The organism is Sphingomonas endolithica (genome assembly GCF_025231525.1).
Taxonomy (GTDB): Bacteria; Pseudomonadota; Alphaproteobacteria; order Sphingomonadales; family Sphingomonadaceae; genus Sphingomonas; species Sphingomonas endolithica.
Window position 1 is genome coordinate 353,317 of sequence record NZ_CP103057.1, and the last position, 12,912, is coordinate 366,228.

The following is a 12,912-nucleotide window of genomic DNA, read 5'->3' on the forward strand; positions in this document are numbered from 1 at the left end:
GCTGCGCCCTTGGTGTTCCCGATTGATTCCGCTCCTGCGTTTCGCATTTGTTCGTTGACGTTCGCGGCCAGCCGCGCAAAGGTGTGGGAGCGGATGAGGGATCGCTATGGGCAAATTGAATGCTCTCGCAGTGAAAAACGCCAAGCCTGGCCGCCACGGAGATGGCGCCGGTCTGTACCTGCTTGTCAAGCCGAGTGGGGCCAGGTCTTGGATGCTGCGTGTCCAGACATCCGGTAAGCGTCGGGACATAGGCCTGGGTTCCATCGCCGCCCTGTCTCTAGCCGAGGCGAGGGAGCGGGCGGTCGAGTTACGAAAGCATGCGCTCAACGGCCGCGATCCCATAGCAGAACGCGATCGGGACAAGCGACCTGCACCGACGTTCCGAGATGCGGTCAAAGCCACGCACGAAGCGCTGAAGGCTGGCTGGTCGGCGAAGAACGCAGCGGAGTTTCTAACGTCGCTGGAGACATACGCCTATCCAAGCTTGGGTAACCTGCGGGTGGACACAATCGAGGCCGGGCACATCCGCGACATGCTAGCGCTGATCTGGACACGAATTCCCGAGACGGCACGTAAGGTGAAAGTGAGGGTAAGGGCGGTTCTCAATTTCGCACATTCGAAAGGCTGGCGAGCGGCGGAAGCTCCCACCAAGTCAGTCACCGTCGGTTTGTCGAAGCAGGCAAAGGGGGGCAACTATGCTGCGATGCCCTATCCTGACGTGCCGGCGTTCGTCGCCGAACTGCGATCGAAGGCGGCGACGACGGGGCGCAATGCCTTGCTGTTCCAAATCTTGACTGCTGCGAGATCGGGCGAGGTGCGTTCCGCGCGTTGGCGGCACTTCGATCTGGACGCAGCCAACTGGAATAGGCCTGCCGAGCTGATGAAAAATGGTGAGCCACATACCGTCACGCTAAGCACAGCGGCGGTTGCGCTTCTCCGCCAGTTGCAGAGCGCTGATGCTCGGAAGTCGGAGGCGTTCGTGTTCCCCTCGACGCGGGGCACCATGATCTCAGACATGACGCTCTCGAAGGTGCTGAAGGACGACAAGCAGCCCTTTACGCCCCATGGTTTCCGCAGTTCGTTCCGCGACTGGGCTGCTGAACGAATGCACGAGATCCCCGAGGCGGTTGCCGAAGCGGCTCTGGCGCACGTTGTGCCAGATAAGGTTATCCGCGCCTACAAGCGGACGACGTTCCTAGAGATGCGTCGGACGCTGCTGGAGGCTTGGGGCGCATTCGTAACTGAACCCGCCCAAGTAACCTAGACGGTGGTCAAGGCCACGCATTTGCAGTCAGGTGTGCCGAGATTAAGTTGCATTTTGCTACCCCAACTAAGCCCCAACCCGGCTTCTGAAATTCTGGTGTAGCTGGTTCGTTGCCCGCCGGAATTTCCCGGCATTCGGGAGGCAACAAATGGACCCGATCACCGTCACGATTGAAAATGCAAAGTCCGCGCTCGGCATCGGACACACCACCATCTACCGGCTCATCAACGAAGGGTCGCTGAAGACCGTCAAGATCGGTCGCCGCACGCTCGTAAAGACCGACAGCATTCGCGCACTCGTCGATCAGGCGGCGTGATCAGCGATGCTCAGCACAGCGGGCAGCGTCGCCCCTAAGACGCGAAAGGGCCGGACCGCCACAGTCCGACCCTCCACGAATTTGCTCAACAGCAGCATGGTCGGAATTAGCACTACCGAGCTCCGTATTCAACGGCTTCGTCTCCTCGGGATCATCGGATCTCGTGCGGAACTGCTGGCCGAAATGGCGTGGGGGATGTCGCATGGCTGATCCTCGTAACCTGGCTGACATGTTCAGTTTGCCGCCGCATCTTGTCGCCCTGCAACTGCTGGTCGACCGGTGCCCTGACGCTGAATCGCGTAAATGGCTGATCGTCACGGCTGGTTCGTGCGAAGCGATCGGGCGTGACGAGGGCTTCGTGATGGTCACGGCCAACATGCTGGAGACGGCATAATGGGCGCGGTCATATACCCAATCGCACGTGGTCCGGTGCGCGCGCTCGTCCTTTTACAGGTGACGGACGATCGTTGGCAGGTGGCCGATTATGGCCGCGCCTGCCCTACAGGTCGCAGGGCTCGTTGGCACAAGGAAGGGCTGCCGTTCTATCACGCGCAGTCCGTCGCTGTCACCGCCTTCCGCCGCTTCGGCATGCCGATCTGCATCAAGCGGCTCGGGATGCCGTATAGGCCATATCGGCCGGGCGGTGCAGCATGAGCCGCGTTCTCCCTATGCAGGTTCCGCACCGTCAGGACCGCGGCACAGTCCACGTCTATGGCGATAGCATGGAAGGCTTCCACGTGTCGCACGAGTCCGCCTCCGGCAACTCTTGGGGCGAGCAGCATGGGCCTTTCGCGCGCGGTGCCGACGCGATCACAGCCGCCTATGCGCTCAACCGCGACGTCTATGGCGGCATCTGCAACGTCGCTGTGAGCGACAGCGCGGTGCAGGACGGATGTCCCGACGTTGGCCTCCCCTCAGTGCCAGGAGACTTCTGATGCTGATAGATCCCTACGCCGCCTATGGGCGAGAAGGTGAGAGGAACCGCGTGACCGACCTGCCGCGCATCTGTGCCGACATCCGCGACCGCTTCCCTGTTTCGGGCGTGGCGGCGCAGGCCGGCGTGAAGCTGCAGCGTGCCGGCCGTGAGCTGAAGGGGTGCTGCCCCTTTCACCCCGACAAGTCGCCCAGCTTCACGATCTACGCCGACGATCGCCGCTTCCAGTGTTTCGGGTGCGGTGCCGAGGGTGACGTGCTCGACTTCGTGCAGCGCGCCTACAGCGTGAAGCTGTTGCCAGCGATCGAGATGCTGGACGGCGGCGCCCTACGCGAGTTGGAACAGCAACGTGTGGTGGCAACGCCAAAGGCCGGTTGGTCGAAGGCAGCACTGTCGATCTGGAATGAGGCGACGCCAATCAGCGGGACACCAGCCGAAGCATATCTGCGGTCGCGCGGCATCACCATGGAACTGCCGCATACCCTGCGGTTCGCGCGGCTGCGGTATCCCCAAGAGCAGGGCCGCCGTCCCGCCCTCGTCGCGGCAGTGTGCGCGCCCAACGGGGATCTCACCGGTATCCAGCGCACGTTCCTGACCGAGGAAGGGCGGAAGGCGGACGTTGCCGAGGTGAAGCTGTCGCTCGGTCGTGTCGCTGGCGGTGCCATCCAGCTTGGAGCGCCAGTCGCCAGCTTGGTCGTCACCGAAGGCCTTGAGGATGGGCTGACGCTTGCCCAAGCGTTGGGCCGGTCGGTGTGGGTATCTGCGGGAACGTCCATGCTCCCGCGCATGGAACTGGCGGACGTGACCCGTGCTGTCGTGATCGGAGCCGATGGCGATGCGCCGGGGGAGGCAGCGGCCACCAAGGCCGCACATGCCTTCGCTGCAGTAGGGCGCAAGGTGCGGATCATGCGGCCGACGTCCGGCTTCAAGGACTTCAATGCCGAGCTGATGGAGGGGCGCCGATGAACGCCACCTCTCTCCGTGCGCGCTTTGACGCCGCCGAGCCGTTTGCGGGGGCCCCTGCCGCTGAGCCGGTCAAGATCACAGCCTCGCCCTTCCGCTGGCCAGATCATCGCAGCTTGCCCCGCCGCCCTTGGGTATGGGGACGCTGGCTGCTTCTCAGCACCGTGTCCGCCATCGTCGCGCCGGGTGGCGTCGGGAAGTCGTCCTTCGTGGCATCCATGCTCCTGTCGCTGGCGAGCGGCCGGCAAGACATCCTCGGCAAGACGGTATGGGCAGGACCGAAGCGGGTTTGGTATTGGAACCTTGAGGACGGGCTGGCGGAACTTGAGATGCAGTTGGTGGCAGCGGCGATGTTCCACCGTGTCGATCAAGCATCGTGCGAAGACCGTATCTTCCTTGATAGTGGGCCCGAAGGTGCCGAGCTGCGCATTGCGATCGAGGACCGGGACGGCTACCGCATCGCCATCCCCGTGGTCGAAGGGCTAGTCGCTGAGTTGCTGGCGCGGAAGGTCGACGTGCTGGTCGTCGATCCCTTTGTCTCGTCCCATGGCGTCAGCGAGAACGATAATGGCGCGATCGACGCGGTGGTGAAGACCTGGGCCGGCATCGCCAAGCGGGCGGGCTGCGCGATCGTGCTGGTCCACCATTCCAAGAAGCTCGGCAACGAGAAGGTGACGGCGGAGTCCTCCCGCGGTGCCAGCGCGTTGGTGTCCGCGGCGCGCGTGACGCTGGTGCTTAATCGCATGGACAAGGATGAGGCGCAGCGGTTCGGCATTGCCGAGGATGCCGAGCGCCGCCGCTTGTTCACTGTGCAGGACGACAAGGCGAACCGCGCACCCGCGGAGGAAGCCCAGTGGTTCCGGCTCGCGTCTCAGAACGTCGGTAACTCGACGGGTCAGGAGGACCCATTCGGCGACGAGGGCGACAGCGTCGGCGTTGTGACGCGCTGGACGCCGCCTGATGCCTTCGATGGCGTAACCCCTGATCATCTTCGCCGCGTCCAGCAGAGCGTTGACGCGGGAACCTGGAAGGAAAGCAGCCAGGCCAAGAACTGGGTAGGGATCGCCGTCGCCGAAGTGATGGGGTTGGACCCAAGCTCGACCGCCAAGGGGGACCGCGCGCGTATCAACGCCCTGTTGCGCCAGTGGATCGCGAATGGTGCGTTGATCGTGGTGGAGAAACGCTGCCCCGAGAAGCGCGAAGACAAGAAGTTCGTAGAAGTCGGCGAATGGGCTGTCGATGGGGTTGCCCCACCTTCGCGAAGTGGGGCGGGGCAAGGTGGGGTAAGTGGGGCATCACCGGCGCCCCGCCCCACCCCGCCCCCCTTAGGGGGTGGGGGTGGTGGGGCAGATGCTGGCGGTCATTCTCAGGTGGGGCAGGGCAACCCCGCGTTGGCAAAGGCCAAAGTCATATTTCCTGAACGTGGCCCCGTTCGATCTGCACGGGGGATGATCTTGGCACCGGGTGAAACTGGCGATGATGTGGATTTCGACAGATGACTGAGCCACGTAACGACGGCGAAATTACGCGCGGCCGTCCCTTCCAGCCGGGCAACCCAGGCAAGCCTAAGGGCGCCCGCTCCCGTGCCACGCTGGCAGCGGAGGCGCTGCTCAATGGCGAGGGCGAGGCGCTCACCCGCAAGGCGATCGAGATGGCGCTTGAAGGCGACACGGTCGCGTTGCGTCTTTGCCTCGAGCGTCTGGTCCCGCCGCGCAAGGACTCGCCGATCACGGTCGATCTGCCGCCGATTACAACCGCGGCAGATCTCGTCGATGCATCAGCTGCGGTGCTGAGCGCCGTCGCGGCTGGCGAGATCAGTCCAGACGAAGCCGGCCGGGTGATGACCTTGCTCACCGCACACAAGAACATCGTCGAGACCGGCGACCTGGAACGTCGCATCGCTGCATTGGAGGTGAAATGATGACCCGATCTCTTGAACGAGTGCGCCGCCTGGAAGAACGCGCGGGTACGCCAGATCAACAGCAACAGCAGATGGCCGACGATGCCAAGACCTTCATGACCCGCATGTCCACGTTGGCCGCCAACTACGCCGACAGCGATCGTGTCAGCCATGTCGCAGTTCGGGCTGGGTGGTCGCCGGCGCAGCAAGTCGCCTGGGCAATGCGGTTCGAACCCGACCGGGTAGCCGCCGTTCTTGACGAGCATATGTCATGACCAAGACTGCACTCGGCCGCCGGCTTGGCCTGCTGGAACAGGCGCGCGCTGTCGTTCTGCCGCTCCCGATACAGCGCTGGTGGGGCGAACCGCTTACGGCTGATCAGCACAGGCTGGCCGACATGGAGGATGACGCAGCTGCCCGCTTTCTGGGCCCACCGGATCTCAGCGGCGTAGATGAGGGATCGCTGGCGTGGCTTGCGGAGAGAGGTGAGCGCCATTCGCTTTGATGCCCGCGGCACCAACGGTTCTGACCTGCCGGTTGCCCGGCGACGACGCTCGAAAGGATCAACAATGACGATGACGAATATGACCCGCCGCTTGGGAAAGCTCGAAGCTGGAGTGGCTGGCGTGTATCCCGGTGTGCAAGTGGTATTCACGCACGACGATGAGCCGGCACCGATGCCGGTCCTCGAACGGAACCAGAAGCTAATTGTCGTACGCTTCGTGCGTGCGGCACACAAAGCAGCCGAGTTCCAGACGAACTGACTAGGCAGCGACCGCCTCGTGGCTCGTTGCGATGCCAACGCGGTCTCTACATCTCCAATTTACTCTCTAGATCGTCGACGCGAGATTCCAGCGCATCAATACGGGCGATAGCATTTCGGGCATTCACGTCGGCGACGTCTAACCGATCGGCATCACTGGCGTGGAACGTCTTCGGCATGTCAGAGCTACCAAGTGACAGTGCGCCGATTACGAGCAACTCATAAGGCAGGCGCCTAGGTACCATCGTCGTTCTCCTCCGCAGCGTGCTCTGATTAGAAGTACACAGGCTGCGGCAGAAATAATACGAGATAGAATCGCAGACGCTTGTAAGAGCTGCGTCTTTGGGGTACTGTTTTCTAATCGGATGATGACGCCTGCTCCGGGGCACTACTCCTGTTGGGAGGGTGTGCCGTGGCTTTGACCAGCATCATCACGATCAAGAACCGCCTGATTTCCGATCTAGCTCATAGCCTGCCGGCCGAATCAGGGCGCCGCTAATGGGCATATTTACCGAAATTAACAGAGCTCTCGCTGCCGTCGGTAAGCCAAGCCTGTTCACGTGCCTGCGCGAAAGCATCGCCATCGACCGCGCTGCTCAGGCTGACGACCTCACCGTTAATTGGCTCGCGTCCGCGATCGCGCACCGTTGCGAATTGTCCGCGGACGAGATCGCGCGGCTGCTGGTCAGCATTGCCGCAGACGGTGGGCCGGACCTTCGCACGAGCAAGGGCATGGCCTGCGCTTCGATCCTTCTGGGTGTCCCTGGCGACCCCATCATCCCAACAATTCACTAGGAAGAGCGACATGGGACTATTCTCGGCAGTGGCAGGTCTGTTCGCAGGCGGATCTCAGAAGAAGGCGAGCCAGAAAGCTACGGACGCCATGGTCGCGGCTATGAACCGCGGCATCGACACGCAGAACGCGTTTCAGCAGCAGATCCGCACGGACTACATGCCGTTCACCGAAGCGGGGGTAAAAGCGATCGGCGGGTTCGGCGACCTTCTGGGCACCAATGGTGCCGGTGCTCAAGGCACCGCGGTCGATAACCTGAAGCTCTCCCCGTTTTATCAGCAGTCCTTGGACGACGCGAACGAGAACCTGTTGCAAACGGCATCAGCCTCCGGTGGTGTTAGGGGCGGCAACACGGCCGGGGCGATTGGCCAACTCAGCCCCGCAATCCTCGCCCAGTACTATCAGCAGGCGCTTTCCGGTTTCGGCACCATGGCTCAGCTTGGGCTCGGCGCTCAGGGAACCGTGACGCAAACCGGCGCGAACACCACGGATAACGTGACGAACCTCATGGGGCAGATCGGCCAGGCGAAGGCCGGCAACTACCTGAACAAGGGTGGCATCAATGCTTCGATGATCAACAACGTTGGCGGGTTCTTGGACAAGGCGGCCTCGTCGTTCCTACCCGGGGGCGGAAGCGCCAGCGGCATCACTAAGGCCCTGGGGAGCATTTTCTGATGCCTATCCAGGATTTCACGGGGCCGATTGATTTTGCGACGCCCATGCTCCGCGCACAGCAACTGGTGCCTGACTACGTCGGCCAGGATCTTGAGCGGAAGGCCGGCGAGTTCAAGACGCAGGCTATGCGCTTGGCTAACCAGCAGACCGAGCAGCAGATGGTGTTCGCGGCCAATGACCAAGCCCGCGGCCAGCAACGGCAGCAGGCGCTCGCCGCGGCAATGGACAAATATCATGCCGCGCCAACCGTAGCGGGCGCCGCGAACCTGATATCCACGTTCCCGGAACTGCGAGAGCCGGTGTTGGCGGACTGGAACATGCGCGGCACCGCAGCCCAGAAATCCCAGCTTAGCGCGATGAGCCAGGTCCAATTCGCTCTGAAGAACAAGCGTCCGGACCTCGCAAAGAACGTCATCCAGCGTCACATCGACGCCGCGAAGAGCGCGGGCGAAGACGCATCGGATGACGAACAGATGCTTCAGATGCTCGACGACGACCCCGGCAGGGCGGAAGCGCACATCCACGGGCTGCTGGCCGCGATCGTGGGCCCCGAGAAGCTAGGTGATACAACGAACGCGTTGGGCGAGGACGCGCGTGCCGAACAGCTGCTGCCTGCCACGATGCAGAAGGCGGCGGCGGAGGCGTCTAAGGCAACCACCGACGCTGAATATGCGGCGCCGGTCTACCAATCCAATCTGGCCAACGACGAAGCCAATCGCCGCAATATCACCAGTATGATTTCGACCAGGGCAGCGCAGGTCGATCTCGCCCGCGACACGCTGGAAAGCAACGTCCAGATCAAGCTGGACGAGCTGGCGCAGACCGGGATCCAGCCTGACCCAGGATCGGTCGCGATCATGAACAACGCGGTGGTGTCGGGTTCCAGCAACGCTGCGCTCGCCGAGCAGACGCGACGGCTTGCTGACGAGTTCGCAGCGTCACCCGCGCGCGGGGGCATGTTCTCGGGTTTGGCGGAAACTGGCAAGAGCGTGTTCGGTGCGCAGGATAGCGTGTCGCTTCTCCGGTCACGCTACGAGCAGTTGAAAAACAGCACTGCGATCAAGTCGTTGCCGCCAGGCCCCGCCAGCGACCATGACATCAAGCTGGCGATGAAGGGCTTTCCTTCACCGGGTGCGCCACGTGAGTACCTGGTATCGTGGCTACGTGGGATGGCGAAGCTCCAGGATATTCAATCACAGAACGACAATAGCCGTGCTGAATGGATCGCCGGAAACGGCAATCTCGGCAACGCCAAGCGCGATCTCTACGTCAATGGCGTGCAGATCCCCAGAGGCACGAGCTTCGTCGATTATCAGAAGCGCAGCACCGCGGCGGCAGGCCGGCGAACGATGCCGCCGCGCTCCTACATGGAGTTTGCAAAGTAATGGCTGGCAATAGTCAGGCGCGGCCTCGTGCAGGCGGCACGTCGTTCCGCGATCCGTTGTATGACGTCCTCGATCGTGACGTAGAGCAGCAGCTGAAGCTGCCCGCCGGCCTGTTGTCCGGCATTCGAACGCGAGGGGAGCGCAGCAATGCCGATCAAGTATCCTCGGCTGGCGCCCGCTCGGTGTACCAGATCATCCCATCAACCCGCGCCGCCGTTCTCAAAAAGTACGGGGTCGATGCTTACGCGAGCCCGCAGAACGCCGCCCTGGCTGCTGGGTATATCCTCAAGAGGGGATGAGCCGGAACGGGGGAAGCGCAGAGGCTGCGGTTGCCGAGTATCACGGTGGAACCGATCGACGGAATCATGGCCCGATCACGCGTTCCTATGTGAAGCGGGTCGCCGGTGACGACAGCGCCTCCCGTCCATCGACCTACGACCGGGCAAAGGCTCGGCGGCGTCAGGACGACGGACCCAGCTTGGCCAATGTGTATGCGGCCTATCGGAGCGGCAGGATGTCGCCCGAGCAATCGGCCCAATACGAGCATGATGTGAATGCTGGCAGCATTCTCCTGCCGCCGGGAACAGCCCTTCGGCGCAAGCCCGCAGCGCCGGCGCTGCCTGCTGGAGTCATCCAAGCCTATAACAATCTCGAGAGCGGGATGACGGTCGAGCAGCGGCACCAGATCGATCAGGATCTGCAAGACGGCCTGGTTTCCACCCCCCGGGGTGCGCGGCTCAACCCATGGCGCCCGATGACCACGGGTGAAGAGGTGAAGCGGGGGCTAGGGTTGGGCACCCGCTCGATAATCGAAGGCGTCGGCGACGTAGCGGGCCTCGTTATGAACCCGCTCAACACGTTGGTGAACGCTACGGGCATTCCGCAGAAGTTGCCCGGCCAACCGCTTGCGATGGCCAACGATCCGGGCATCAACCTGGCGGACGCGCTAGGGCTGCCCAAACCGCAGTTCGAGACCGAGCGCACGATAGATGCAATCAGCCGCGGCGCCACGGGTGGCATGGTGACTTACGGCGCAGGAAGTCTGGCGGCGGGCGCGCGGGGGTTAACAGGTGCGGTTGGCCGTGCCGTTGCGTCGGCGCCGGTCACCGACTTCGTATCCGGCGCGACTGGAGGCGGTTCTGCTGACCTTGCCCGTAGAGAGGGATTCGGCCCGGCCGGACAGATGGCGGCTGGTCTCCTTGGCGGAGGGGCAGGTGTTGCAGGTGCTGTAGGTGCCGAGCGGACGTTGGCGCGTACCGGAGGCCGGCTTGCCGAGCTTCCAGCGTCGACCCCTAAGGAGGTTCTAATTGGCGCTGCAGATGAACTGACCGAAGAGGGGCAGGAAATGGTCGCGCGTCATGGCTTCTCCCCGGAGGAGATCAAACGCGCATATGCCGATGCGGCGACACCTGGTGCTGGCCTGCCGGCGGACCGATCAGCGTCCTCGCCCCCGCCTGTACCCGAGCCGGTCGCAGCGACTCCACGCGTGAGACAGGGCATAGATGATCCTGCGGCTGCCAACGCGCAAATCGAGCCGAACGGCGAAGGTGCCGGTCTTTCCGCCTTTGGCAAGATACAGGACGAACTTCCAGCAGCGGGAGAGAACGTTACGGCCGCTCGCTCGGTTGATCCGGATGTCGCCGCACGTCTCGACGTGCCGGCTGATCGTGCTGATCTGGGTGGGTCGCCACAGCGCGGGGTTCAGCAGGCGCCCCTGACGCCAGTTGCGCCATTCGACCAGGCTTCCGCCGTCAGCGGCCGCACCCCCTTAGACCGCACTAGCGAGGCGGAAGCACTTGGCATCCCGCTTACGCGGGGGCAGGCCACACAGGATTTTGCAACGCAGGACGCGGAACAGACCCTGCGGGCACAAGCGTCGCGTGACGGCGACAAGGCGCGGATCTTCCTCACCGATCAGGCCGATAAGATCAAAACGGCGGTAACGCAGTTGCGAGAAGCGTTTGGCCCGACCTATGCCGCCCGCACAGAGCGAGGGCAGGCCGTCAAGGATGCCCTGCGCGAATTGCGTGACCGAGGGAAGGCGGGGATCAATGCGCTATACAGGGAGGCCGAGTCGATGGGCGGCGGCGCGTTGCCGCTCAAAGCTGAACCCATCGTAGATGCGGCCAAGCGCGTGCTTGTGGAAGCGGACGTACCGGACGGCGTGAAGAATGTCGTGCGCCAGGAGATGGCACGATATGGGCTGCTGGGGAAAGAAGCCGTCACTGCGGAGGATGGGCTTACCACGGTAAAGCTGTCGGACGGCCGCAAGATTCAGTTCTACGGCTCTCCCGAGGCTCTCACCGTCGCTAACGCCGAGACGTTTCGGCAGGCGATCAGCGCGCAGTACGCGGTGGATGGCCCCCGGAAGCTGTCGCAGGCAGTAAAGGGCGCGATAGACGGCGCGGTAGAGGCGGCGATCGAGAGTGCAGCGCGATCTGATGCAACGGGGCCGGTCGGCGCTAAACTGCAGCAGGCCCGCAGCGCGGTGGTCGCACAGAAGGAGACGTTTTCCGCAAAGGATGTAGTCCAGCGGCTAGTCGATTGGCGCAAGGGCACCAAGACAGACCTCGTCATGCCCGATCATGCCATGAGGGAGATCTTTGCGGGCGAGATAAGCAATCTAAAGCGGATCAGGGCGCTGCTGCTTTCCGATCCGACAGACAAGAGCAAGGCCGGGTGGCGAGCCGTCCAGGCAGAGGGCTTGGGGCAACTATTCGAGAAGGCCTACACGGTGAATGCGAACATCGGCGGCGGCTCCCTCGGGTCGATCAGTGGCGCGAAACTCAACAGTGAGATCGTCAGGTTCGGCATCCCAAAGCTAAAAGTGTTGCTCGATGAAGCTGACTTTAACCGCTTGATGAGCCTGCGGCGGGTAATTGGTGAGGCAACCATCCCGATCCAGAACACGACGAACCCAAGTGGCTCGGCGTTCAAGCTGATGCGGTTCTTGACACCGATGGCTGCCAAGTTCTCGGGCATACCGCTGGCTGGGCCGGCGATTGACGTGGCTACGGGTTTGGTCAAGCAGGCCCGCGCCACTGCTGAGGCGCAGCGCACGCTGGCAGGTATGACCGGCTTCACGGCCAAAAGCGCAGCACGGGACGCGGCCGCGCGAGCGCCTGCGGCATCGGCACAGAAGTCAGACGAGGCAGCGGATGGTCTGATCCGACAACTCGTGGCTGCCGTGCAGGCAGGGCGCCTTGTCCCATCAGTCATCGCGTCGATCGGCGGCCCATCGGACGAGTAGCTATCCTCCGGCGGTTGCGATCATCGCGGCCAAAGCCAGCATGACGACGGATATTCCGCATGCCCAAGCTAAGCGTTGCCCGACATTGATCGGGGGAGGAATGACCGAGTGCGAACGGGCCTGTTGAGGAGCGGGATCGTCCCTCGTCGCATCATGTGCGTATTGATCAACGTCGATGCCTGTTTTGATGGCGGAGTACGCAGCGTTGATCGCTTGGGCACGCTCATGGCCTTCATCTGGTGGGCCGCGCCATCGATCGGGATGGTACTTCTTCATCAGGGCACGATACGCGGCCTCAACGACCTCTGGCTCAGCCCCCGGCTGTAATCCTAGCGTTTCATAGGGAGCTGGCATCCGACCTGTGCGTATCACAATCCGGGTCGTTGGGGCTATCAACTGTGCTATCTCGCATGTTGCCACTGACGCCATGTGCAACAAGTTGTCGATAATCTTTCACCCGGCGCCGAAACGCAAAATCCTGATGGTCAGTGCGCAGCGTCGATCCTGCGTATGTGGTGCGAGCTTTAGACACCATCATCGATATCATTGATCCGGTGAACCACAGACAAGGTGGCATCGCGCCATAACCACGAAGTAACGCTATAGGCCTCTTGTAAGAACTGCCCTCATCCGGTAGTGTTTTGCATCGGATGCTGACGCCTGCTCCGG

Annotated in this window: 18 protein-coding genes; 16 read left to right on the plus strand and 2 right to left on the minus strand. The window is 62.7% G+C overall.

Annotated elements, in window-relative coordinates; translation table 11 throughout:
• The first annotated feature begins 106 nt into the window (after window positions 1-106).
• The 11 genes from NV382_RS01775 to NV382_RS01825 all read left to right on the plus strand — a co-directional run bounded on the left by NV382_RS01775 (window position 107) and on the right by NV382_RS01825 (window position 6,141).
• Window positions 107-1,264, plus strand: a complete 1,158-nt coding sequence (locus NV382_RS01775; RefSeq protein ID WP_260598841.1) for a tyrosine-type recombinase/integrase — start codon at window positions 107-109, stop codon at window positions 1,262-1,264.
• Between the two features lie 148 nt (window positions 1,265-1,412).
• Complete coding sequence (locus NV382_RS01780; RefSeq protein WP_260598842.1) at window positions 1,413-1,580, plus strand: helix-turn-helix domain-containing protein; 168 nt, start codon at window positions 1,413-1,415, stop codon at window positions 1,578-1,580.
• 202 nt (window positions 1,581-1,782) lie between these two features.
• Window positions 1,783-1,974: a hypothetical protein gene (locus NV382_RS01785; RefSeq protein ID WP_260598843.1), complete on the plus strand. Its 192-nt coding sequence runs from the start codon at window positions 1,783-1,785 to the stop codon at window positions 1,972-1,974.
• Complete coding sequence (locus tag NV382_RS01790) at window positions 1,974-2,234, plus strand: hypothetical protein (protein ID WP_260598844.1); 261 nt, start codon at window positions 1,974-1,976, stop codon at window positions 2,232-2,234. The genes NV382_RS01785 and NV382_RS01790 overlap by 1 nt, the downstream gene beginning before the upstream one ends.
• A complete protein-coding gene (locus tag NV382_RS01795) occupies window positions 2,231-2,515 on the plus strand; it encodes a hypothetical protein (protein ID WP_260598845.1) in 285 nt (94 codons plus the stop codon). The genes NV382_RS01790 and NV382_RS01795 overlap by 4 nt, the downstream gene beginning before the upstream one ends.
• Window positions 2,515-3,480: a DUF7146 domain-containing protein gene (locus NV382_RS01800; RefSeq protein WP_260598846.1), complete on the plus strand. Its 966-nt coding sequence runs from the start codon at window positions 2,515-2,517 to the stop codon at window positions 3,478-3,480. The genes NV382_RS01795 and NV382_RS01800 overlap by 1 nt, the downstream gene beginning before the upstream one ends.
• Window positions 3,477-4,976 carry an AAA family ATPase gene (locus NV382_RS01805; RefSeq protein WP_260598847.1) on the plus strand — a complete coding sequence of 500 codons (1,500 nt, stop codon included), beginning with the start codon at window positions 3,477-3,479 and terminating at the stop codon, window positions 4,974-4,976. Before NV382_RS01800 ends, NV382_RS01805 begins: the two co-directional genes overlap by 4 nt.
• Window positions 4,973-5,398, plus strand: coding sequence for a DUF5681 domain-containing protein (locus NV382_RS01810; RefSeq protein ID WP_260598848.1), 426 nt, complete (start codon window positions 4,973-4,975; stop codon window positions 5,396-5,398). Before NV382_RS01805 ends, NV382_RS01810 begins: the two co-directional genes overlap by 4 nt.
• Window positions 5,398-5,652 carry a hypothetical protein gene (locus NV382_RS01815; RefSeq protein ID WP_260598849.1) on the plus strand — a complete coding sequence of 85 codons (255 nt, stop codon included), beginning with the start codon at window positions 5,398-5,400 and terminating at the stop codon, window positions 5,650-5,652. Before NV382_RS01810 ends, NV382_RS01815 begins: the two co-directional genes overlap by 1 nt.
• Window positions 5,649-5,882 (plus strand): hypothetical protein, encoded by a 234-nt coding sequence (locus tag NV382_RS01820; protein ID WP_260598850.1) that lies wholly within the window; start codon window positions 5,649-5,651, stop codon window positions 5,880-5,882. The genes NV382_RS01815 and NV382_RS01820 overlap by 4 nt, the downstream gene beginning before the upstream one ends.
• Window positions 5,863-6,141 carry a hypothetical protein gene (locus tag NV382_RS01825; protein ID WP_260598851.1) on the plus strand — a complete coding sequence of 93 codons (279 nt, stop codon included), beginning with the start codon at window positions 5,863-5,865 and terminating at the stop codon, window positions 6,139-6,141. The genes NV382_RS01820 and NV382_RS01825 overlap by 20 nt, the downstream gene beginning before the upstream one ends.
• 46 nt (window positions 6,142-6,187) lie before the next feature.
• Here the strand turns inward: NV382_RS01825 and NV382_RS01830 are convergent, their stop codons facing one another.
• Window positions 6,188-6,319 (minus strand): hypothetical protein, encoded by a 132-nt coding sequence (locus tag NV382_RS01830; protein WP_260598852.1) that lies wholly within the window; start codon window positions 6,317-6,319, stop codon window positions 6,188-6,190.
• 319 nt (window positions 6,320-6,638) lie between these two features.
• Here NV382_RS01830 and NV382_RS01835 point away from each other — a divergent pair, with 319 nt between their 5' ends.
• The 5 genes from NV382_RS01835 (at window position 6,639) to NV382_RS01855 (ending at window position 12,243) form a co-directional block, all read left to right on the plus strand.
• On the plus strand, window positions 6,639-6,935 hold the full coding sequence (locus tag NV382_RS01835) for a hypothetical protein (protein ID WP_260598853.1): 297 nt from the start codon (window positions 6,639-6,641) through the stop codon (window positions 6,933-6,935).
• A gap of 10 nt (window positions 6,936-6,945) precedes the next feature.
• On the plus strand, window positions 6,946-7,608 hold the full coding sequence (locus NV382_RS01840) for a hypothetical protein (RefSeq protein WP_260598854.1): 663 nt from the start codon (window positions 6,946-6,948) through the stop codon (window positions 7,606-7,608).
• Window positions 7,608-8,993, plus strand: coding sequence for a hypothetical protein (locus NV382_RS01845; RefSeq protein ID WP_260598855.1), 1,386 nt, complete (start codon window positions 7,608-7,610; stop codon window positions 8,991-8,993). The genes NV382_RS01840 and NV382_RS01845 overlap by 1 nt, the downstream gene beginning before the upstream one ends.
• Window positions 8,993-9,292, plus strand: a complete 300-nt coding sequence (locus tag NV382_RS01850) for a lysozyme family protein (RefSeq protein ID WP_260598856.1) — start codon at window positions 8,993-8,995, stop codon at window positions 9,290-9,292. The genes NV382_RS01845 and NV382_RS01850 overlap by 1 nt, the downstream gene beginning before the upstream one ends.
• Before the next feature lie 89 nt (window positions 9,293-9,381).
• Window positions 9,382-12,243, plus strand: a complete 2,862-nt coding sequence (locus NV382_RS01855; RefSeq protein ID WP_260598857.1) for a hypothetical protein — start codon at window positions 9,382-9,384, stop codon at window positions 12,241-12,243.
• Here NV382_RS01855 and NV382_RS01860 read toward each other — a convergent pair whose 3' ends face one another.
• The gene (locus NV382_RS01860; RefSeq protein ID WP_312026774.1) at window positions 12,244-12,672 is read right to left on the minus strand and encodes a J domain-containing protein; all 429 of its coding nucleotides are present in this window, start codon (window positions 12,670-12,672) and stop codon (window positions 12,244-12,246) included.
• Between the last annotated feature and the right edge of the window lie 240 nt (window positions 12,673-12,912).